Source organism: Acaryochloris sp. 'Moss Beach' (genome assembly GCF_021497025.1).
Classification (GTDB): Bacteria; Cyanobacteriota; Cyanobacteriia; order Thermosynechococcales; family Thermosynechococcaceae; genus Acaryochloris; species Acaryochloris marina_A.
This window is the reverse complement of the sequence record NZ_CP071717.1, coordinates 4,130,879-4,149,853: the sequence shown is the minus strand read 5'-3', so window position 1 is coordinate 4,149,853 and position 18,975 is coordinate 4,130,879. Positions and strand designations below refer to the sequence as shown.

Below are 18,975 nucleotides of genomic sequence, written 5' to 3'. Positions count from 1 at the left end.
CATGAGAACTAAACTCATCATAAATCTAGGCCAACGCTACTGTTTTGATGATCATTGGCGAAAATATTTTGTTCTATTTGTGACCAAATGGGCACTTTTGGTACAAAGAAACAATTTCTTAAGTAGCCAACCATCCGATGCTTATAGCCTTTCTAAATTTCGCCTTCCATCTACTATTGGGGCTTTTTGTGGCATTGATAGGCGTTGGTGCTTGTTATATCGGATTCCGAGGTTTACAGCTTACCGTCTTTGCACCCAACTACCATCCTCGGCGTAAGGGGCGGATGATTGCCAAAGGCAAAGCCTGCGCAACCCATCCAAATGAAGTGCAAACAACACCCCTCAGCCAAATGCCTTGTATTGCCTATGAATTTTTTATCCTAGAGCCACGAAATAGTCACAAGGGGAGCACTTCCTATGCCTTTCTTCATCAGCAATCTCAGGGTCAGTGGAATCTGAGTGTGCAAACGCCCAGAGGGCAAGTACAGATCAAACCCAGCGAATTAGATCTCGATCATATTCATTTTGAAGATCGCCAAGACTTATGGAATGAATTTACTGAAACCCGGTCCTTATCTTTACTATCCGAACAAGAAATCACTCTAAAGCACAAACTAACAGGTACCCGTCGAACCCTAATTTTGAGAGAAAAGGTCATTCGCAACGGGGATGCGATCCGAGTCTTGGGTCGTCAGAAGCATAATAATCGGCTGCCCTTACTGGAGGATGCCATTGTCACAGACAAACCCATAAGCAGAGTGATTTTAGAATCCTCTCTTGCTCTTGTTGCAGGCGTTTTTGCCCTTGGGCTTGGCATCAACCTGATTAACTATGCATTCCGTTAAGGGATGACACGATTACTCACCCCCATCTCATAACTAGCGGTGGTGAACGATACCTCAAGACGGTTTCATTAATCTCTTTCTACGTGAAGTTTGGGGTCAGCGGTTTTACCCTATCCAAATGCCATGCATGTAGGTACTCAATATCTGGCAGCCGTCATTGCCAAAAAGGAAGATTATATTCCTCAACACCAATCGTGCATATACTCCAGCTTGATCAACGATATTAAGCACTATGGAGTCAAGATATTGTCAGTGCGATCAACTTGGGCAAGTCAGAGGTAGAGCAAAAGGTTACTTTCATGCACAGGAACGATCAGGCATCCAATCATAAAAAGCTCAAACATCAAAAAAAGATAGGTGTCTGGAAAATTATTCCAGCATTAATTTTGCTGATCATCATTGAGTTGATTCTTCGAGAAAAAAGTGTTGAAAGAGACTTTGCAAGTCTGAAGAGTAGCGCTTCTCATCAAAAAAGGCAGGCTGTTGAAAATCTGGTTCAAGGATGTAGTGCTCAACAAGAGCATATACTCTAGACGGCTAAGATATTAACTTCTTTAAAAGACTGAAACTTGAGTGATAGAAGGCTTGTTAGTTTCGCCTTGTGCTCTCCATTGCATTGATCAATGCAATGTTGAATGGCCCCTTTGAAAGAGTGAAAATCGGCATAATACTTCGAGTAGAGACATTCCTTGCGCACAAAGCGCCAAAGCCGCTCAATCAAATTCAAATGGGGTGAATAGGAGGGCAAATAGACTAACTCAATATCGACGATCTCAGCAAAGTCAGTCACCAGCTGGCATTTTTGATATCGGGCATTGTCTAAAATGACGCTGATGGGTATGACTGGGTCGAGTAGTGCCAGCTTGGCTAGCAACAGACACATGCTATGAGAGTTGATGTAGGTGTGGTTGGTGATACTGGTGACTTCTTTGGTGACAGCGTTGAGTGCACCCAGAACATTGAATCGTTGACGGCCAGAAGGAGACGGGATGAAGATCCGACGAAGGCACCAGAGAAACCCCCAGATAAGCCCGGTGAACAAAATGAGCAGCATCCACAAAAAAGACAAGACGCTCTTGGCGTTGAGCTTCCTCTAATAAGGGTTCAAGGCGAGTTTGTCGAAACTGCTCTTGCTCCTCAATTTTCTCGGGCAGACTCGACTTTCCCGGCACATACCCCACTTTTCGATAGCGACAACCAATGCGCTTGAGGAAGGCTTTGATCTGGGTTGGAGAACGCTTAATGCCTGTCAATTGTTCAATGACTGCTTGGGCTTCTGCACTGGTGCGGGGCGGGTGGTGCTCAAAGTAGGCTCTCACACTATCGCTATGAGCATTGAGTGAACTAGGTTGACCTTTGTATTCCAGGGTCTTCAGTCCTTCAATTCCGCCTTGTTGATACTGACGAAGGGTTTTAGCTAAGGTCGGACGACTAATCTGACAAAGCTGACAAATCTGGGCATGGGGAAGACCCTGACTTTTCAAGTAGAGCACTTCCATCCGTCGCTGCACCCGTGGGTGAGGATGATGATAGCGTTCGTAGTTGAGGTGTTGGATTTCCTCTGCGGTGAAATCAATTTTAATCATGCAAGTAAGAGAGTAGGTGGGGGATACTCCCAGTGTGCCAAATCTCTCCGCTACTATGTTAAGTCACAAGTCGTCTGCAGTATAAGCTGCCAACCTATCTGTCAGAGCGGCTATTTGGTAATTGTCGCTCTTTAGTTGAAACGTCCTTAATACAGGCCAAACTTAGCACGATAAACCTTCGTTTCACTGACCTTAGTGACGCTGATCTCAGTAGTGCTAATCTCCAAAATGCTGATCTGGGCTTTGCCAAGCTCTATTTCACTAATCTCAGTCACACTAACCTAAACCATGCCGACTTAAGCAGTGCTTACCTGCACTTAGCCCAGTTCAAGCAAGCTAACCTGAGCAATGCCAATCTACACAGGGCTAACCTTCACAACGCCAATCTCTTCAAAACAAACCTCAGGAACGCTAATTTCCACAACACCATCCTCAGTAGTGCCAATCTGAGTAAAGCCGACCTAACGGGTGCAGATTTCAGTGATGTAGCCTTTCGAAATGCCTACCTTTTTAAAGCCAACCTCACCAAGACAAATCTTAGCGGTGCTCATCTCGACAACGTTGACCTCTACCAAGCCACTCTGATTGGTGTCAAACTTGAACATGCCGATCTGCGGGGTGCTGATCTTCGCAGAGCTATTCTGTTAAGTACCGATTTTCGAAAGACCAAAAATCTTACTCAAGCGCAGTTAGAGGGAATAGTACATCCCAATCAATTGGAAGGAAAGATACATCCATTGATTTGCAATTCGCCACTCCCAAAAGGAATCAATATCGACATCAATAGAGACTGTAACAAGGTAGCTGCTGCTCTGTATAAGAACAATCCATCCAGCTTTAAAAAGCTAGAAGAGGCAGAAAAGTTTGTCAAAGAACAACAATTGCAGAAGTGGAATTAGAATTTTCGAGATCAGCTCTCCATTAGACCACTCGCAACTACTGTTAACTAAGCCTTCAGCCCCAGCTTTCATCTCAATTGACAGCAACTCGACAATCTGACTGCCTGACAGATCTTCGCCTTCCCCTGCTCATAAAGCCTTGCACTGTAAAGAGCGGATGCGAGAGAACCAGATTTTGTTGTAGTGTTTCTTTTGAGCTTTTTTAGACGCAAAACACGGTTGTGGATCATGGCAGAGCAAGGGGACTGGCATCAACAACTCCCGTCCTTTATGGACGACTCCCTTGAGCCACCGTAATCCAATTTTGAGATAACTAATGCCTCGTCGCCAATGTGGGTCAACCTGTTGGCGCAGCCCTTTAATGTGAACAGCCATTCCTTGAGTCGTGCTGAATAGCAGTGCCACAGCAGCAACCAGATAAAGCCTCTCTAATGCATCAGCACAGCGAATTTTCGACTCTTCTAGCTCAAACACTCCAGACTTACTATCGAGAAATAATTCTTCGACCCGAAACCTCAAAGCGTATTGCCACAAGGTCTGTAGCGTGGGTGATTCATCTGTAATCACCGCCCATGGTTCTTTCACTCCTCGGATATTAGCCAACACCAGATTGCACCGATAGATGCCGTCTTCCCAAAGCCCCACATTGCGGTAGAGGAGGGCTTCGCCTTTGGATGGCCACAATTGTCGGACTTCTCTTGGACATTGACGTGGACCATGGAGAAGGACATCACAAGGGACACGCAGACAGTAATGCCAATGGCTCTGTTGTAACCAGCTCATCAGTTGATGGTTCGCAAACCCACGATCTGCTAACACCATGACATCTGGATGCTGCCGCAATAACCAACGGGCCTGGCGCAATAGCGGTTGATATTCCTCAAAAGCGACAGCTGCACTCTTGTGCTCTAATACTTTCCACAACAATGGTACTGCTCTGCCACAGCAGACGACGGATAGATGAATCATGCAATATTCATTCCCATAACACCGTTGTATCCATTGCCAGGTATAGACGATGAGATTGCCAGTTCTTAAGGGCTAGCAGGACTAGAGGTACATATAGCTTGTTAATATCAATGCGTTGATTGGCTATAAATCGTTGCCACCGACGCTCGACACTTTGGGCTTTTTCTGGCTCGGCAGGGAACATAGGATTCCCAGGCAGATAAGCTTAAGCGTTCACTACAGATTAAGGCGCTTACCATCCAGCCCAGAGCAATGAGATGGCGTAAATCTCGATAATGGCTGTGTTGACGTAAAAAGGAAAACAGTTGACGATAAATTTGGGTGGGGCCTGACATTTGAATAACGCTGATTTGTGATTAAATCTAGCCTCACATGTCTCTCCACTCTTTTCTCATAAACTATGTAAATAAAGGCTTTGACCTACTTCTGTCAGGCAATCAGCTCGACAATACTCTGTGAAGCTGTAGTCGTAATTGTTGAAGAGAGTGAATATTAGATAATTCAAACATATAGGTGATCGCATCTTCCGGAAACCATTACTATTTAAAGAGCCCAGTCATTGTTACCGATACTCCTATGACTCAATCGGCCTCTTCCACCTCACCCTCAACTGACTCACAACTCACTGCAGAGAAGCATCAGCAGAAAATGCAGCGCCGCAAACAGGTGCAGGATCAGCGCGTTGCCGAGCGATCGCTAGAAAAAGGATTGGTCATTGTCCATACAGGAAATGGCAAAGGTAAAACCACCGCCGCCTTAGGCATGGTCATGCGATCCCTGGGGCATGGGTATAAAGTTGCCATTGTTCAGTTCATCAAAGGGGCTTGGGAACCGGCCGAGAAAGCCGTCTTAGGCAATTGGCCCGATCAGCTCGTGTTTCATGCCATGGGCGAAGGATTTACTTGGGAAACCCAAGATCGCGAGCGCGATACCGCCAAAGCCAAAGCCGCCTGGGAACAAGCCTTAAGCTATATTCAAAATCCTGACTATCGCCTCGTTCTGTTGGACGAAGTCAACATTGCCCTCAAACATGGCTACTTAGATGTAGCCACAGTGGTTGCCGGGTTGGAAGCTAAGCCTGCCGACACCCACGTCATCCTCACCGGAAGAGGAGCACCCCAAGAATTAATTGACCAGGCCGACTTAGTCACAGAGATGACCTTGGTCAAACATCCTTTCCGCGAACAAGGCGTGAAAGCCCAAGCTGGTATTGAATTTTAGGAGAATCTGAATGGTACAGACAGTGGTACGGCCCACCCCAACAGTGGAGTTCGTCAAACAACCTCGTCCCTGGCGCAGCATCATTGCTGACGTCATTTTGGTGGGATTAGTGTCTGGCCCACTGGCCGCTCCCTTTCTGGCCTCAACCGGATTGCCCATTCTGCCCCAGATTGCCAGCATCATCTACTTTATGGGCGATCATGTCTGCCCTCAACCGGAGATGGGATTAGCCTTCATGCCGCCCTTCCTAATGGCTGTTTGTATGCGCTGTTTCGGCACCTTGATGGGGCTAGTGACAATGCGCTATCTGTTCTCGGTGAATCAAGGTCAAGCCTCTTATTGGCTCAATCGCTACGGTTTACCCGGCCTCATCCTCACCATTGGCCTCTGTTTAGTCTATCCTTTTGAACTCTATGCCCAATCTTGGGGTTGGTGGGAATACAACAACTTTATCGTCACAATTTTTGGCTTAGTTTCTGGCCTAGGACTTGGGGCCTATATCATGCCGCCCCTCCACCGCACTCCTCGGACTTAATAGCCAATTCTCCGCCTGCTGGCTATGTGGGGAAAGAATGACTCTCCTCAATCCCCAACCCTGCTCAGACAAATCGGTAGGTGCTTGGGCATTGTTTTATGTGCCTTGCTATTGAATGTCTCTAGCCTCTCCCTCGCTAGGGCAGAGCCAGTGACGATCAGTTTTTTGGTGGCTGCCTTCGAAGTCCCCATCTGGAAACCCCTGATCGCTGAATTCGAAGCCCAACACCCTGATATTCGCATTGAGGTCATTGAAGGCCCCAGCACCTCCAATATTGTCGAAGACCTCTACGTTTCGGCCTTTTTGTTGGGGAATGCCCCCTACGACTTGGTCTATATGGATATCACCTGGGTGGCTAAGTTTGCTGCTGCGGGTTGGTTGCAAGATCTATCACCAAGAGTCACTCCCGAACAAGAAGCCCAGTTTTTGCCAGGTGCCTGGGCAGGTGGCAAATTTCAAAATAAACTCTATCGCTACCCTGCTGTCCGAGCGGATGTGGGGGCGTTGTATTATCGCCAAGACTTGCTCGATCAGTATGGCTACGCTCCCCCTGACACCTTTACTGATTTAATCCAGATTTCCCAAGCTCTGCAAGCTCAGGGGACTCCTTGGGGCTATTTATGGCCGGGGAAACAAACCGAAGGCACAACGGCCATGTTCCTAGAGGTTTTGTCAGGGTTTGGTGGGTATTGGATTGATCCTGAGACTTTGGCAGTGGGGTTGGATACGGAAGATGCGATCGCAGCCCTAGACTTCCTCGTCAACACCCTCAAACAGGGCCTCTCACCACCCGGAACGGTCAGCTATCAAGAAGAAGAAAACCGCCGTCTATTTCAAAATGGTCAAGCGGTATTCATGCGCAACTGGCCCTATGCCTGGTCTCTCATCAACGCCCCCACCTCACCAGTTCAAGGCAAAGTAGGTATTCATCCCCTGATATCTCAATCTGGACAATTGGCACGCGCCTGCCAAGGCGGTTGGGGATGGGGGATTTCCACCACCAGTCCCCATCCTGAAGAAGCCTGGCAAGTGATTCAGTTTTTCTCTAGCGAAACCGCTCAACGGCAGGTGGTCCACCAGTTTGGATATCTACCCACCCTCAAATCCCTCTATTCCGATCCAGATATTTTGGCTCAATATCCCCATTTCGCCCTGCTCCGAGAAATTCAGGAACAGACTGTATTGCGCCCTGCCATTGCCCAATATGATCAGGCCTCCGATATCCTGCAACGGTATCTCAATGCAGCATTTACCCAGCAACTCAGCCCCCAGGCTGCGATGGCTGCTGCCGCCCGCGAGACTCGGCAATTACTAGCTCCCTAATTCCCAGATGCCCCACAGTTCAAGACCACAAAGCCCAAACAGATCACAATAGACTGAGACGATAGCCTCCATCTAAACCATCGTGATTTCAGACTGTAAAACAGTAGAACAATATCTCCGCGAACATATTCCGATTTCGGCAGCAATGGCAGTGACCGTTAGTGCCCTACATCCATCCGTCGTCTTATCAGTTCCTCTGCAGCCAAATATTAATCATCGCCAAACCGGTTTCGGTGGCAGTATCTCAACCCTAGCGATTTTGGCAGCATGGACCTTCGTCCATACTCAGCTTCAACCCTTATCAAAACCCTACAGAATCGTCATTCAAGATAACAGCGTGAAATATCTTCAGCCTGTCACCAGTGACTTTGAGGCACGATGCTCACCCCCCTCAGCAGAGACCTGGCAGCGATTCCTCAAAATCCTGCAAAGAAAAGGCAAAAGTCGCATCAAACTAGCGGTCGAAGTCTATGCAGAGGAGCAATTAGTCGGCACATTTTTAGGTAACTACGTCGCTCTAGATATTCATTCAACTTCATAGCCATAGGAAGGATCACCCTCAAGCAGATGTCAGGTCGGCCTCTATGCTTATAACTCCATTCAAGGTATAAAGAGAAAGCGAAACACTAAGCATTTCAGCCACTCATCAAAATTTATGTAGACACGAACTCATTCGTAGTCTATGATGATTAATCGGTGCTTGTGCAGGATACTGGGTTCCAAAAATAACCCAAGTCCGTAAGACCGAGAAGCAAATTTACGCTTCTGTTGTTTCTACAATTAACTTGCTCCTCAGATTGGCGTTAACTCTAATGTCTTCCTGGCTTAGAGTTTCGGCAATATTGCGTCTTCATGGCGGCCTGGGGTCAGTTTTTTTGTTTTATAGGGGTTTCCCTATTGTGTTTAGGTAAGGGAGTCTGCTCACTGTGTCTGTCGGTATTTTAGGAACAAAGCTGGGAATGACCCAGGTTTTTGATGAAGCGGGTCGTGCGATTCCAGTCACCGTCGTCCAGGCGGGTCCTTGTCCGGTCACCCAGATCAAAACAGCCCAAACGGATGGCTACACAGCCATTCAAATTGGCTATGGCAGCACTACCGAAAAAGCATTAACGCGCCCTGAATTGGGTCACCTCAAGAAATCAGATTCAACCCCTCAGCGTCATCTTCATGAATATCGGTTGGCCGATGTTAGCGAATTTGAACTAGGTCAAAATATTTCCGCGGACCGTTTTTCCGAAGGTCAGCTGGTTGATGTCTCCGGCACCAGTATTGGCCGTGGTTTCGCCGGCTACCAAAAACGCCACAATTTCAGACGAGGCCCCATGGGTCACGGTTCTAAAAACCATCGCGCCCCAGGTTCAACCGGTGCAGGTACTACCCCAGGTCGCATCTATCCCGGCAAGCGAATGGCCGGACAAATGGGGAACGTCAAAAAGACCATTCGTAAATTGACCGTTGTGCGAGTAGATGCTGAGCGCAACGTTTTGTTGATCAAGGGTTCAGTTCCCGGCAAGCCCGGTGCTTTACTCAACATTCAGCCTGCAACCATTGTTGGCAAAAGCTAGTTTTGTGCCGAATGCCTAAAGACGCCTAAAGAGAAAGAACATGGTTAATTGTGTAGTAAGAAATTGGCAAGGAGAGGACGCAGGTCAAGCAGAACTTGATCTGAAAGTTGCCAACGAAGAAAATGCGGCCCATATCGTTCACCGCGCCCTCCGTCGTCAAATGAACAATGCCCGCCAGGGAACCGCCTCCAGTAAAACCCGTGCTGAAGTTCGCGGGGGTGGACGTAAGCCCTGGCGACAAAAAGGTACAGGTCGTGCCCGTGCCGGTTCGAGTCGTTCTCCCCTCTGGCGAGGTGGTGGTGTTATCTTTGGCCCTAAGCCTCGAAGCTATTCCACCAAGATGAACCGCAAAGAGCGACGGTTAGCCTTGAGAACAGCCTTTACTAGCCGAACAGAAGACTTGGTTGTAGTAGAAGATTTCGGTGATAACCTCTCTCGGCCCAAAACTAAAGACTTGCTAGAAGCAATGGGTCGCTGGGGTGTAGCTGCTGGCTCTAAAACGCTGCTGATTCTGGCAGACAAGCATGACACTATCTATCTTTCTGCCCGCAATGTAGAAAAGCTGAAGCTAATCCTAGCTAGCAACTTAAATGTCTACGATTTGCTCGCAGCAGATCAGATTGTGGTAACCCAATCTGCGATCGCAAAAATTCAGGAGGTTTACAGTGACTAAGGTAAAACCCACCAGTTTGGCCGACTTAATCCGGCGGCCTATCGTTACTGAAAAAGCCACCTTACTTCTGGAAAACAACCAGTATGTATTTGAGGTCGATCCCAGAGCGACCAAACCTCAAATCAGAGCTGCGATTGAAGAGCTGTTTGAAGTCAAAGTAACAGGTATTTCCACCAGCAATATGCCAGCCAAAAAGAAGCGTGTCGGCAAATTCATGGGTCACAAAGCTCAATACAAGCGAGCCATCGTCACCCTTGCACCGGAATTCACCATTAACCTGTTCCCAGAAGTTTAAGTGCCACTCTCTGACGTCTTTCTTGAAGTGATATAGCAATGGGCATCCGCTATTACAGACCTTATACCGCTGGAACTCGCCAAAAAACGAGTTCTGATTTCGCTGAGATCACCCGTGATCGGCCCGAGAAGTCCTTGGTCAAATCCAAGCATCGAGCCAAAGGTCGCAACAACCGAGGAGTCATTACCAGTCGGCGACGAGGGGGCGGTCACAAGCGTCGCTATCGGATCATCGACTTCTATCGCAACAAGCTAGGAGTCCCCGGCACCATCGCCACCGTCGAATATGATCCCAACCGCAATGCTCGCATTGCCTTGGTCAACTACAAAGATGGTGAAAAACGTTATATTCTCCATCCTCGTAATATGCAGGTCGGCACCACTATCGTAGCTGGCCCCGATTCTCCCATTGAAGTGGGCAACGCCCTTCCCCTAGAGAGAATCCCCCTAGGTACAGAAGTCCACAATGTTGAGCTACTTCCCGGCAAAGGCGGCCAATTAGTCCGTGCTGCTGGTGCTATGGCTCAAGTGGTTGCCAAAGAAGGGAAGATGGTTACCCTAAAGCTACCTTCTGGTGAAGTTCGTCTTTTCCAGAAAGGATGCTATGCAACTATCGGTCAAGTCGGAAACGTCGAGTCCAACAACATCACTATCGGTAAAGCCGGTCGAAATCGTTGGAAAGCTCGCCGTCCGAAAGTGAGAGGATCCGTCATGAACCCCGTGGATCACCCTCATGGTGGGGGTGAAGGACGCGCACCGATTGGTCGCAGCGGTCCTGTAACACCTTGGGGTAAACCCACCTTGGGCTATAAGACCCGGAAAAAGAAGAAGCAGAGCAACAAACTGATTGTCCGTCGTCGTCGCCGTTCTTCCAAGCGAAGTCGGGGTGGACGCCAGTCTTAATCTACCGTTTGCAGTTTATTTGACGTTTCATTCACTCAACCATGTCTCGCTCTCTGAAAAAAGGCCCCTTCGTCGCTGACCATCTTTTAACCAAGGTGGAAAACCTCAACGAAAAAGGCGAAAAGCAAGTTATCAAAACCTGGTCACGGGCATCCACCATCATCCCGCAAATGATCGGTCACACCATTGCCGTTCACAATGGCCGTCAGCACGTACCGGTTTACGTCAGTGAACAGATGGTGGGACATAAATTGGGTGAGTTTGCCCCCACTCGCACCTTTAAAAGCCATTCCAAAGGCGATAAAAAAGCACGGATGTAGGATAAAGCGATGACAACGCAACTTAAAGATATCAACGGCGCTTACGCCAAAGCTAAATATATCCGCATGTCTCCTCGGAAAGTGCGCCGGGTTCTGGATCAAATTCGAGGCCGGAGCTATCGAGAAGCCCTAATTGTTCTCGAATTTATGCCTTACCGAGCCTGTGAGCCAGTCTTAAAGGTGTTACGTTCAGCGGTTGCTAATGCCGAGACCAATCGCGGATTGGACCCTGTAGATCTCGTGATCAGTCACGCCTGTGCAGACCAAGGTCCTCGTTTAAAGCGGTTTCGCCCTCGTGCCCAAGGACGAGCCTATCAAATTCAAAAGCCAACTTGCCATATCACCATTGCGGTGAGTGCCGAGGCCAGCTAGTCACCTTTATTGAGCCATAGACAGAGGACATTTTTGTGGGACAAAAGATTCATCCAACCGGTTTTCGCCTAGGGATCACACAAGATCACTGGTCGCGCTGGTTTGCCGATACCGATCGCTACCCCGAACTCCTTCAAGAGGACTTTAAAGTTCGTAATTACGTCAACAAAAATCTGAGCAATGCTGGCATCGCTGGCGTGCGGATCGAGCGCAAAGCCGATCAGATTGACTTAGAAGTTCGAACGGCTCGTCCTGGCGTAGTTGTGGGTCGAGGCGGAAGCGGTATCGAGTCCCTAAGAGTCGGCCTCCAAAAAGAGCTTGGCGATGATCGCCCCATCCGCATCAACGTCGTTGAAGTGGCTCGGGTTGATGCCGAAGCAACCTTGATTGCTGAATATATTGTCCAGCAGTTGGTTCGCCGAGTATCTTTTCGTCGAGTCGTACGTCAAGCCATTCAACGGGCTCAGCGGGCTGGTGTCGAAGGTATCAAAATCCAAGTGGGTGGCCGACTTAACGGCGCTGAAATTGCCCGAAGTGAATGGACCCGAGAAGGTAGAGTGCCTCTGCATACTCTACGAGCCAACATTGACTATGCCTACCGCACCGCCAGCACCACCTACGGCATTCTAGGGGTCAAAGTTTGGGTCTTTAAGGGTGAAATCATTCCAGGTGCGGATGAACAGCCTACCAATCGCGAACCTCAACAGCGACGCCGTCAGCAACAGCGACGCCGTCAGCAATTTGAAGATCGTTCTGAATAAGTTCTCTTCTTCCGTTTAGCGAGCCGGTCGCTCGACACTGCTACTCTCTTACCCCGATTCCTGATTATGTTAAGTCCTAGAAAAACGAAATTTCGTAAGCAACACCGGGGCCGTATGCGCGGTAAAGCCACCCGAGGGAACACCCTCAGCTTCGGTGATTACGGTCTCCAAGCCCTTGAGCCTTCCTGGATTACCTCGCGTCAAATTGAAGCAGGACGACGAGCCATGACCCGCTACGTCCGCCGGGGTGGAAACATTTGGATTCGTATCTTCCCAGACAAGCCTGTCACCATGCGCCCCGCAGAAACCCGGATGGGTTCTGGTAAAGGTGCCCCTGAATATTGGGTGGCCGTGGTCAAGCCGGGTCGGATCATGTATGAAATGAACGGTGTTAATGAAGAGACAGCTCGGGAAGCCATGAGACTGGCAGCCTTCAAGATGCCCATCAAAACTAAATTCGTTGCGCGTCCCAAGGAGGAGTCCTAAGTCATGGCATTCTCAAAAATGGCTGATTTGCAAAACCTGTCTGCGGAAGAAGTAGATGCCAAGGTTCAAGAGTTGAAAAAAGAGCTTTTTGATCTTCGCTTTCAAAAAGCAACCAAAGAAACCATTGCACCCCATCAGTTCAAGCATATCCAGCATCAAATCGCCCAGCTTCTGACCTTGAAACAGCAGCAGCAAAGTTAACACCTCGGCTTTTCAAAATATATGCGTCGGATTTGGACTATTGGAGTAAGAAAAAATGGCTATTAAGGAAAGAATTGGGGTTGTTGTCAGTGACAAGATGGACAAAACAGCTGTAGTCGCTGTGTCCAACCGCGTTCCTCATAGAAAGTATGGAAAAATCGTGGGTCAAACTCGCCGGTATAAGGTGCATGACGAGGAAAATGCCTGCCATGTTGGTGACCGCGTGCGCATCCGAGAATCTCGTCCCCTAAGTCGCACCAAGCGGTGGACGGTAACAGATGTTTTAGTGGCTGCTAATCGACCCTAGGAACCTGAATCATGATTCAACAAGAAACCACACTTAATGTTGCGGACAACAGCGGCGCTAAACGCTTGTTGTGCATCCGGGTTATCGGTGGCGGCAACCGTCGATATGGTGGCGTTGGCGATGTCATTATTGCCACCGTCAAAGATGCAACCCCAAACATGCCTGTCAAAAAATCTGATGTGGTCAGAGCCGTTATCGTCCGTACTCGCAAATCTATTTGTCGAGATAGCGGCATGAGTATTCGCTTCGACGACAATGCCGCGGTATTAATTAACCCAGATGGCAATCCCAGAGGCACGCGTGTGTTTGGCCCCGTCGCTCGTGAGCTCCGCGACAAGAGCTTCACTAAAATCGTTTCTCTCGCGCCAGAGGTGCTCTAATGGCTAAGAAAAAGTCAACTGTTAAACGCTTCAAGATGCACGTCAAGAAGGGAGACACAGTCCAAGTCATCGCTGGCAAAGACAAGGCCAAAGTGGGTGAAGTGATTGATGTTTTACCCAAGCTCAGCCAAGTTGTGGTTGAAGGCGTCAACATCAAAACAAAGCATGTCAAGCCTCGCTCTGAAAGTGAATCAGGTCAGATTTCTACGGTAGAGTTCCCCATCCATAGTTCCAATGTGATGCTGTACTCCAACAAAGAAAACGTAGCTAGCCGGGTTTGCTATACCTTTGACGATTCAGGCCGCAAGGTCAGAATGCTGAAAAAAACTGGTGAAATCATTGACTAGCGACAACGCTCATTTTTGCCCTGACCAAGCCCAGGGCGCTACAGGATAGAAAAGTAATGACAGTCCGACTAAAAACCCTCTATCTCGATACTGCCGTTCCCAAATTACAGGAACAGTTTAAGTATAAAAATGCCCATGAAATCCCCAAAGTAGCCAAGGTTTCGGTTAACCGAGGTTTGGGCGAAGCATCACAAAACGCGAAAGCTCTCGAACGCTCCCTGGCAGAATTAGCGGTGATTACAGGTCAACGACCTGTGGTGACCCGAGCCAAGAAAGCGATTGCAGGCTTCAAAATTCGGCAAGGGATGCCCGTCGGGGTCATGGTTACCCTCAGAGGAGAGCGGATGTATGCTTTTCTCGATCGATTGGTAAATCTCGCTTTGCCAAGAATTCGCGACTTTCGTGGGGTAAGTCCCAAAAGTTTCGATGGTCGGGGGAATTACACTTTAGGATTGCGAGAACAACTCATCTTTCCTGAAGTTGATTACGACAGCATTGATCAAATTCGAGGTATGGATATTTCGATTATCACGACTGCCAAAACCGATGAAGAAGGTCGTGCCCTGTTAAAAGTTTTGGGAATGCCCTTCCGTGAAAATTAAGTTGTTTCGAAGGGGGCGGTTCATAAGGAGTAATTATGGCAGCTAATGACACTATTGGTGATATGCTCACGCGGATCCGCAATGCGAATCTAGCACGGCATCAAACGACACAAGTCATGTCGACCCGAATGACCCGAAGCGTAGCTTCGGTGCTAAAGGATGAAGGCTTTATTACCAGCTTTGAAGAGTCTGGCGAAGGGGTAGAACGGCGCCTAGTCATTACGCTGAAGTATCGTGGCAAAAACCGGCAGCCGATCATCAACACCTTGAAGCGCATCAGTAAGCCGGGTCTTAGAGTCTACTCCAATCGACGTGACTTACCGAGAGTCTTAGGCGGCATCGGCATCGCGATTGTTTCCACATCCAGTGGCATCATGACCGATCGAGACGCCCGCCAAACAGGGGTTGGTGGAGAAGTCCTTTGCTATGTGTGGTAAACCCAGCCCTCTTGCAGTTATTGACACGGAGTTAGACTATGTCTCGCATCGGTAAGGTACCCATTCCTATTCCTGACAAAGTGAATGTCACGATTAAAGGGCAAGCCGTTACTGTAAAAGGCCCCAAAGGAGAGTTATCCAGAGAGTTAACCCCAGAAGTCGCCATTGATCAGGCCGACAATGTGGTCACAGTGACGCGTCGGAACGAATCGCGAGTTGCTCGCCAGCGCCACGGTTTATCCCGAACGCTGATTGCCAACATGGTTGAAGGGGTCTCCAAAGGATTTGAGAAGAAATTGCAAATCCAAGGGGTGGGATATCGAGCTCAGGTTCAAGGCCGTAATTTAATTTTGAACGTCGGCTACAGCAATCCCGTCACCATTGAGCCACCCGAAGGCATCCAAGTGGCTGTAGACAGCAACACGAATGTCACTGTCAGTGGCATTAATAAAGAAGTAGTCGGCAACACCGCTGCTCGGATTCGGGCAGTACGTCCTCCCGAACCCTATAAGGGCAAGGGGATTCGCTACGCCGATGAGTTTGTCCGCCGTAAGGTTGGTAAGGCAGGTAAGAAATAATGAAAACCACTCGCAAAGATGCAACCCGTAGTCGACATAAGCGAGTTCGCCGTAAGGTTGCGGGAACTGCTGAGAGACCTCGGTTAGCCGTATTTCGATCGAATCATCATATTTATGCTCAGGTGATTGATGATGCCCAGCACCATACCTTGGCTGCAGCATCAACCGTCGAATCTGACCTCAAATCATCTTCAGGGGCAACCTGTGATGCCTCTACTGCAGTAGGCAAGTTGGTGGCTGAGCGAGCGATTGAAAAAGGCGTCAAGGCCGTAGTCTTCGATCGCGGCGGTAATTTATATCACGGGCGAGTCAAGGCTTTGGCTGATGCTGCTCGTGAAGCTGGCTTAGAATTTTAAGTAGGATATTATCCATGGCAAAGGAAAATCGTCGCAAAAACAACCGTAACAAAGAAAAAGACTCCACCTGGCAAGAGCGAGTCGTCCAAATCCGGCGAGTCTCGAAGGTCGTCAAGGGCGGTAAAAAACTCAGTTTTAGAGCCATTGTTGTGGTTGGCAATGAGCGAGGCCAAGTAGGCGTCGGCGTGGGTAAAGCCAGCGATGTGATTGGTGCCGTTCGCAAAGGCGTTGCTGATGGCAAGAAGCAGCTAGTCGAAGTTCCTTTGACCCGATCCAACTCAATTCCCCATCCGATGATCGGTCGGGGAGGAGCCGCAAAAGTGATGATGCGCCCTGCCGCACCTGGTACGGGTGTGATTGCTGGTGGTGCAGTTCGCACTGTTCTAGAACTAGCTGGCGTTCGCAATGTACTAGCGAAACAGTTGGGTTCCGATAATCCTTTGAATAATGCTCGCGCGACTCTTAATGCCCTGTCATCTCTCCGCACCTTTTCTGAGGTGGCCAGTGAACGAGGCATTGCAGTGGAAAAACTCTATGCTGCCACTTAGTGCTCTAAATAGCCTAAGCAAAACAGTTTATTAACCTCTAGCCCCTGACTTAACAAGATCATGAGACTAAACGATCCTAAACCCAAAACCGGTTCCCAACATCGACGTCGCCGTGTAGGCCGAGGAATCGCTGCTGGCCAAGGTGCTAGCTGTGGCTTTGGGATGCGCGGTCAAAAATCTCGTTCAGGTCGCCCGACTCGCCCTGGATTTGAGGGTGGACAAAACCCTTTGTACCGTCGAGTACCTAAGTTAAAGCATTTTACGCTGATCAATCAGAAGCAATACACTACGATTAATGTAGGTAAGCTTAATGAATTGAAAGCAAAGTCCGATGTCACCCTTGAGTCTCTGATGACCGAAGGCATCATTACATCCAATGATGGGCCTTTGAAAGTATTAGGAGATGGTGAGCTAACGGTTGCACTCAATGTGCAAGCAGCGGCAGCAACTAAATCTGCGATCGCCAAAATCGAAGGGGCCGGTGGTAGCTTTCAATCTACTGGGTCTTAACATCTTTCATTTTTAATCGGCTTTTAGAGAGGTATCCCTGACATGGTTGTCAGCAGAGGTAAAACACCATCCGCCCAAGAGACTTTTATGCAAATGGCCCAGGCAGCTGGGCTTAGAGGTCGGGTTTTTATTACCCTTGGGCTATTGATTCTGGTCCGACTGGGTGTTCGATTGCCCGTTCCAGGTATCAACCGCGCCGCCTTTACATCAACCTTTGCTGGTAACCCTGTTTTTGGTTTTTTGGACTTTTTCTCTGGTGGTGGTTTTTCTGCCCTAGGGATTTTTGCTTTAGGGATTATTCCCTTTATTAATGCCTCTATCATTTTGCAGTTGTTAACGGCTGCGCTGCCTTCTTTGGAACGCTTGCAAAAAGATGAAGGGGAAGCAGGACGCCGGAAAATCTCCCAAATCACTCGCTACGTCGCTTTGGGATGGGCCATCATTCAGAGTACTGGGTTTGCCATTCTCATTAATAGTGCTGAGGGTGTGGTTTTCAATCCTGGTACTATCTTCATCGTTCAGATGGTAGTAGCCTTAACGGCTGGTTCCATGTTTGTGATGTGGGTGGGTGAGCTGATTACTGAAAGAGGAGTAGGGAACGGTGCTTCCTTACTAATCTTTTTGAGTATTGTTTCTGGTTTGCCCAGCACTCTAGGTAACGCTTTACAGATTGCTGAGCAAGGCGAAGTCTCTAAAGTCATCATTTTGATTTCCGTTTTCATCCTGATGATTGTGGGTATTGTGTTTGTCCAGGAAGGAACTCGTCGAATTCCTATCGTCTATGCTCGACGACAAGTGGGTCGCAGAACCTATCAAGAGCAAAAAAGTTATCTGCCTCTTCGATTAAACTCGGGTGGGGTGATGCCCATTATTTTCGCCTCCGCTATGTTGATTCTGCCTGGAACTTTAGCAGGACTAACCAACAACCCCACCATCATTGAATTTGCTGGATATCTTAGCCCCAATAGTTCGTTGCCTTGGGTCTATGTGATTTTCTATCTATCGATGATTGTTTTCTTCAGTTATTTCTACGCATCTCTGGTGGTCAATCCCATTGATATGTCTCAGAATTTGAAGAAGATGGGAGCAAGTATTCCAGGGATTCGCCCTGGACGGGCAACGACGGAATATGTAGAGAAGGTTTTGAATCGATTAACACTTCTCGGTGCTTTCTTCCTAGGTGCTGTCGTATTGGTTCCAGTGGCTGCAGAGAGGGTCGTCGGTGGCGGTATTTTTTCTGGTTTTGGAGCCACATCACTTCTGATTTTGGTGGGTGTTGCGATTGATACGGCCAAGCAAATTCAGACCTATGTGATTTCCCAACGGTATGAAGGGATGGTGAAACAGTAGTGGCACGTTTAATTCTGTTTGGGCCACCTGGTGCGGGCAAAGGGACACAAGCCGTTTCTCTAGCTGCAGACTATAATATCCCTCATATCTCAACTGGAGATTTGTTCCGAGCTGCTATTTCGGGTAAAACACCTTTGGGGTTGAAAGTGCAGTCCTATATGGATCAAGGCCAACTGGTCCCAGACCAAGTGGTGATTGATATGGTGAAAGAGCGATTGGCTCAACCCGATACTGCGAGCGGATGGTTATTGGATGGATTTCCTCGAACCATTCCCCAAGCTCAAACCTTGGATAAGCTTTTGCAAGAGATGAACCAAAGTTGTGATCGCGTCATCAATCTCCAGGTTCCCGAACAGAATTTAGTGGCCCGCTTACTCAGCCGAGGCCGCAAAGATGATTCCGAAGCCGTCATCCAAGATCGCCTTCAGATTTATCATCGAGAAACAGCTCCCGTTTTAAATTTTTATCGTGAGCGTAACTGCTTAGTAGATATTGATGGCGATGCAACTGTGGAAGCAGTGACGGATCGAATCAAAGCCGCTTTGGCAGATCTCACATAATTCTTTATACTCTCAGTGTAGAAACCTTGGATAACAACTCTACCGGC

29 protein-coding genes and 1 pseudogene are annotated in these 18,975 nt (G+C 48.4%); 27 read left to right on the top strand and 3 right to left on the bottom strand.

What is annotated here, in order from left to right:
• Nucleotides 1–188: 188 nt before the first annotated feature.
• Both HRE53_RS19600 and HRE53_RS19595 read left to right on the top strand, forming a co-directional pair.
• Nucleotides 189–845, top strand: a complete 657-nt coding sequence (locus HRE53_RS19600) for a hypothetical protein (protein ID WP_235107631.1) — start codon at nt 189–191, stop codon at nt 843–845.
• 263 nt (nt 846–1,108) lie between these two features.
• Complete coding sequence (locus tag HRE53_RS19595) at nt 1,109–1,378, top strand: hypothetical protein (protein WP_235107630.1); 270 nt, start codon at nt 1,109–1,111, stop codon at nt 1,376–1,378.
• Here the strand turns inward: HRE53_RS19595 and HRE53_RS19590 are convergent.
• A pseudogene (locus HRE53_RS19590) lies at nt 1,375–2,431 on the bottom strand (IS630 family transposase). The gene HRE53_RS19595 and the pseudogene HRE53_RS19590 overlap by 4 nt on opposite strands.
• 74 nt (nt 2,432–2,505) lie before the next feature.
• On the opposite strand from HRE53_RS19590, the gene HRE53_RS35225 reads away from it, so the two are divergent.
• Entirely contained in the window at nt 2,506–3,330 is an 825-nt protein-coding gene (locus HRE53_RS35225; protein ID WP_396133457.1) for a pentapeptide repeat-containing protein, read from the top strand.
• Between the two features lie 129 nt (nt 3,331–3,459).
• Here the strand turns inward: HRE53_RS35225 and HRE53_RS19585 are convergent, their stop codons facing one another.
• Both HRE53_RS19585 and HRE53_RS19580 read right to left on the bottom strand, forming a co-directional pair.
• A complete protein-coding gene (locus HRE53_RS19585) occupies nt 3,460–4,299 on the bottom strand; it encodes a transposase (RefSeq protein WP_235107629.1) in 840 nt (279 codons plus the stop codon).
• 7 nt (nt 4,300–4,306) lie between these two features.
• On the bottom strand, nt 4,307–4,483 hold the full coding sequence (locus HRE53_RS19580; RefSeq protein ID WP_235107628.1) for a hypothetical protein: 177 nt from the start codon (nt 4,481–4,483) through the stop codon (nt 4,307–4,309).
• A gap of 392 nt (nt 4,484–4,875) precedes the next feature.
• Between HRE53_RS19580 and cobO the strand changes: the two genes are divergently transcribed.
• From cobO to HRE53_RS19460, 24 genes are all read left to right on the top strand, one after another.
• On the top strand, nt 4,876–5,520 hold the full coding sequence (gene cobO / locus HRE53_RS19575; protein ID WP_235107627.1) for a cob(I)yrinic acid a,c-diamide adenosyltransferase: 645 nt from the start codon (nt 4,876–4,878) through the stop codon (nt 5,518–5,520).
• Nucleotides 5,521–5,530: 10 nt separating this feature from the next.
• A complete protein-coding gene (locus HRE53_RS19570; protein ID WP_235107626.1) occupies nt 5,531–6,055 on the top strand; it encodes a DUF2085 domain-containing protein in 525 nt (174 codons plus the stop codon).
• 24 nt (nt 6,056–6,079) lie between these two features.
• On the top strand, nt 6,080–7,378 hold the full coding sequence (locus HRE53_RS19565; protein ID WP_235107625.1) for an ABC transporter substrate-binding protein: 1,299 nt from the start codon (nt 6,080–6,082) through the stop codon (nt 7,376–7,378).
• Nucleotides 7,379–7,460: 82 nt separating this feature from the next.
• Nucleotides 7,461–7,919, top strand: a complete 459-nt coding sequence (locus HRE53_RS19560; RefSeq protein ID WP_235107624.1) for a YiiD C-terminal domain-containing protein — start codon at nt 7,461–7,463, stop codon at nt 7,917–7,919.
• Nucleotides 7,920–8,304: 385 nt separating this feature from the next.
• Nucleotides 8,305–8,943: a 50S ribosomal protein L3 gene (gene rplC / locus HRE53_RS19555; RefSeq protein WP_212664918.1), complete on the top strand. Its 639-nt coding sequence runs from the start codon at nt 8,305–8,307 to the stop codon at nt 8,941–8,943.
• Nucleotides 8,944–8,983: 40 nt separating this feature from the next.
• Nucleotides 8,984–9,616, top strand: coding sequence for a 50S ribosomal protein L4 (gene rplD, locus HRE53_RS19550; RefSeq protein ID WP_212664917.1), 633 nt, complete (start codon nt 8,984–8,986; stop codon nt 9,614–9,616).
• Nucleotides 9,609–9,911 carry a 50S ribosomal protein L23 gene (locus HRE53_RS19545; protein ID WP_212664916.1) on the top strand — a complete coding sequence of 101 codons (303 nt, stop codon included), beginning with the start codon at nt 9,609–9,611 and terminating at the stop codon, nt 9,909–9,911. The genes rplD and HRE53_RS19545 overlap by 8 nt, the downstream gene beginning before the upstream one ends.
• Nucleotides 9,912–9,949: 38 nt before the next feature.
• Nucleotides 9,950–10,813 carry a 50S ribosomal protein L2 gene (gene rplB, locus HRE53_RS19540; protein ID WP_212664915.1) on the top strand — a complete coding sequence of 288 codons (864 nt, stop codon included), beginning with the start codon at nt 9,950–9,952 and terminating at the stop codon, nt 10,811–10,813.
• Between the two features lie 41 nt (nt 10,814–10,854).
• On the top strand, nt 10,855–11,133 hold the full coding sequence (rpsS, locus tag HRE53_RS19535; protein ID WP_010469318.1) for a 30S ribosomal protein S19: 279 nt from the start codon (nt 10,855–10,857) through the stop codon (nt 11,131–11,133).
• A gap of 9 nt (nt 11,134–11,142) precedes the next feature.
• Nucleotides 11,143–11,505: a 50S ribosomal protein L22 gene (gene rplV, locus HRE53_RS19530; protein ID WP_212664914.1), complete on the top strand. Its 363-nt coding sequence runs from the start codon at nt 11,143–11,145 to the stop codon at nt 11,503–11,505.
• A gap of 35 nt (nt 11,506–11,540) precedes the next feature.
• Nucleotides 11,541–12,266 (top strand): 30S ribosomal protein S3, encoded by a 726-nt coding sequence (gene rpsC, locus HRE53_RS19525; protein WP_212664913.1) that lies wholly within the window; start codon nt 11,541–11,543, stop codon nt 12,264–12,266.
• A 66-nt stretch (nt 12,267–12,332) separates the two neighbouring features.
• A complete protein-coding gene (gene rplP, locus HRE53_RS19520) occupies nt 12,333–12,752 on the top strand; it encodes a 50S ribosomal protein L16 (protein WP_212664912.1) in 420 nt (139 codons plus the stop codon).
• Nucleotides 12,753–12,755: 3 nt separating this feature from the next.
• Nucleotides 12,756–12,953, top strand: a complete 198-nt coding sequence (gene rpmC / locus HRE53_RS19515; RefSeq protein WP_212664911.1) for a 50S ribosomal protein L29 — start codon at nt 12,756–12,758, stop codon at nt 12,951–12,953.
• A gap of 55 nt (nt 12,954–13,008) precedes the next feature.
• A complete protein-coding gene (rpsQ, locus tag HRE53_RS19510) occupies nt 13,009–13,260 on the top strand; it encodes a 30S ribosomal protein S17 (RefSeq protein ID WP_212664910.1) in 252 nt (83 codons plus the stop codon).
• A gap of 11 nt (nt 13,261–13,271) precedes the next feature.
• Nucleotides 13,272–13,640: a 50S ribosomal protein L14 gene (gene rplN / locus HRE53_RS19505; protein WP_212664909.1), complete on the top strand. Its 369-nt coding sequence runs from the start codon at nt 13,272–13,274 to the stop codon at nt 13,638–13,640.
• Nucleotides 13,640–13,987 (top strand): 50S ribosomal protein L24, encoded by a 348-nt coding sequence (gene rplX, locus HRE53_RS19500; RefSeq protein ID WP_235107623.1) that lies wholly within the window; start codon nt 13,640–13,642, stop codon nt 13,985–13,987. The genes rplN and rplX overlap by 1 nt, the downstream gene beginning before the upstream one ends.
• Nucleotides 13,988–14,043: 56 nt before the next feature.
• Nucleotides 14,044–14,589 (top strand): 50S ribosomal protein L5, encoded by a 546-nt coding sequence (rplE, locus tag HRE53_RS19495; RefSeq protein WP_212664907.1) that lies wholly within the window; start codon nt 14,044–14,046, stop codon nt 14,587–14,589.
• Nucleotides 14,590–14,624: 35 nt separating this feature from the next.
• Nucleotides 14,625–15,026 (top strand): 30S ribosomal protein S8, encoded by a 402-nt coding sequence (gene rpsH, locus HRE53_RS19490; RefSeq protein ID WP_212664906.1) that lies wholly within the window; start codon nt 14,625–14,627, stop codon nt 15,024–15,026.
• A 38-nt stretch (nt 15,027–15,064) separates the two neighbouring features.
• On the top strand, nt 15,065–15,604 hold the full coding sequence (gene rplF, locus HRE53_RS19485; RefSeq protein ID WP_212664905.1) for a 50S ribosomal protein L6: 540 nt from the start codon (nt 15,065–15,067) through the stop codon (nt 15,602–15,604).
• The gene (rplR, locus tag HRE53_RS19480; RefSeq protein ID WP_212664904.1) at nt 15,604–15,960 is read left to right on the top strand and encodes a 50S ribosomal protein L18; all 357 of its coding nucleotides are present in this window, start codon (nt 15,604–15,606) and stop codon (nt 15,958–15,960) included. The genes rplF and rplR overlap by 1 nt, the downstream gene beginning before the upstream one ends.
• Nucleotides 15,961–15,974: 14 nt before the next feature.
• Nucleotides 15,975–16,508 (top strand): 30S ribosomal protein S5, encoded by a 534-nt coding sequence (gene rpsE / locus HRE53_RS19475; RefSeq protein ID WP_212664903.1) that lies wholly within the window; start codon nt 15,975–15,977, stop codon nt 16,506–16,508.
• A 60-nt stretch (nt 16,509–16,568) separates the two neighbouring features.
• The gene (gene rplO, locus HRE53_RS19470) at nt 16,569–17,018 is read left to right on the top strand and encodes a 50S ribosomal protein L15 (protein ID WP_235107622.1); all 450 of its coding nucleotides are present in this window, start codon (nt 16,569–16,571) and stop codon (nt 17,016–17,018) included.
• A 42-nt stretch (nt 17,019–17,060) separates the two neighbouring features.
• Nucleotides 17,061–18,368, top strand: a complete 1,308-nt coding sequence (gene secY, locus HRE53_RS19465) for a preprotein translocase subunit SecY (RefSeq protein ID WP_212664901.1) — start codon at nt 17,061–17,063, stop codon at nt 18,366–18,368.
• Entirely contained in the window at nt 18,368–18,928 is a 561-nt protein-coding gene (locus tag HRE53_RS19460) for an adenylate kinase (protein WP_212664900.1), read from the top strand. The genes secY and HRE53_RS19460 overlap by 1 nt, the downstream gene beginning before the upstream one ends.
• Nucleotides 18,929–18,975 lie beyond the last annotated feature (47 nt).